Below are 1,391 nucleotides of genomic sequence, written 5' to 3'. Positions count from 1 at the left end.
AACGTTGTTGTATAAGCTTTGTTGCGTTGATTAAGCAGTGAATTTACTAAATAAAACACGAACGGCGAAATTCCGGAGGAATTTCCCAAGTGAGCTAAAACCAGCAATAAAGTTTATACGGTGTTGCCCACAGTATTTATTCCTTTTTTATATTAGTAATTGTCTTAAATTCATTTTGCGAACTTTCTAATTCTTTTAGAAATTTAGACATTTCATTTGTAAGTAATAAATTTTTCTGCTTATTCCAAAAATCGGGATTAAAAGATTTTTTTAGCTTAAAAATATCTTTTTTAACAGATATATTTTTATCAACTTCTTTTTCAGTTTTATTTAATGTTATCCAAGAATATTCAATATCGTAAATCACTTTTTTCTCTTCTTTTAAAACTTCCATTTGTGCTGTTATTTTTGACTTATCCACATAATATAGATTATCCACAATGTTTTTTTTATACGAAACAAATGTTTCATAAGAAGTTGTTCTGTATTTAATTCCTTTTTTTTCAGTAAAAGGGTTATTATTTATAATTCGTTTTACTTTAAATTCAATTATAGCTTTGTCTGTATTTTTAACTAAATAATAACCTTCTTTTTTTAATTTTCCATCTGATTTAGGATAAAAGTGATGTTTCGTAAATTCTTTGTTTTTAGAATTTGTTTCCTTAAAATCATAGGCTTTGTTGGTGATTTTTACAGAAGAGCTAATATCAAGAATTTGCTGAAAACTAAACATTTTAAAATATATATTTTGCCCATTTATGTCATCTTCTATTCCTGCTTTACGCATATTTAAAATTTCTACTTTATAATTTTTTTTAGAAGTAGGAAACAAGGTTTTTCTTTCAACAAGCCCATTTAAATCCTGTAGTTTAATAATTTGACCATCTTTTTTTAGAAGACATCTTAAAAAAAAAGACTCAGTATAAGGTGTTAAAGGATAATTATTAGATAATTCTTTGTAAGCGCTTGTTATTGAATTTGAATTACCTAAAATAATTTCGTCTAATATTTCAAATTTACTTTCTAAAAATATTGTGTCTTTTCCTATTGTTTCAAAGGTTGAAGAAATGGATTTATAACCAAGTAATCTTATTTTGATAGAATCTTTTTCTGAAACAAATAAAAACTTGCCTTCTGAGTTAGTTGATGTAAAATCTGTGTTATTGTATATATCTACATATTCAATGTTTTTTTTAGTTTCTGAATCAACTATAATTCCTTTCAATCTATTTTGACTAAATGAGTTATAAATTACAAAAAATATTAATATTAGCAGTATTTTTTTCATATTGTGGGCAACGTTGTTGTGTTATGGAAAGTTGCGATTTTTATGAACGGCTATTTTCCGCAGGAAAATTGAAGTGAGTAAAAATGCAACTGCCTTCGGTTAA

1 protein-coding gene is annotated in these 1,391 nt (G+C 25.5%); it reads right to left on the bottom strand.

All coding sequences use genetic code 11. The features are described from left to right. Positions 1-136 precede the first annotated feature (136 nt). On the bottom strand, positions 137-1,288 hold the full coding sequence (locus MPF19_RS18975; RefSeq protein ID WP_249989844.1) for a hypothetical protein: 1,152 nt from the start codon (positions 1,286-1,288) through the stop codon (positions 137-139). Positions 1,289-1,391: the final 103 nt, after the last annotated feature.

The sequence above is a fragment of the Polaribacter sp. Z014 genome, from assembly GCF_023555435.1.
Lineage (GTDB): Bacteria > Bacteroidota > Bacteroidia > Flavobacteriales > Flavobacteriaceae > Polaribacter.
The sequence above is the reverse complement of the archived record's forward strand: the minus strand, read 5'-3'. Positions and strand labels throughout refer to the sequence as shown.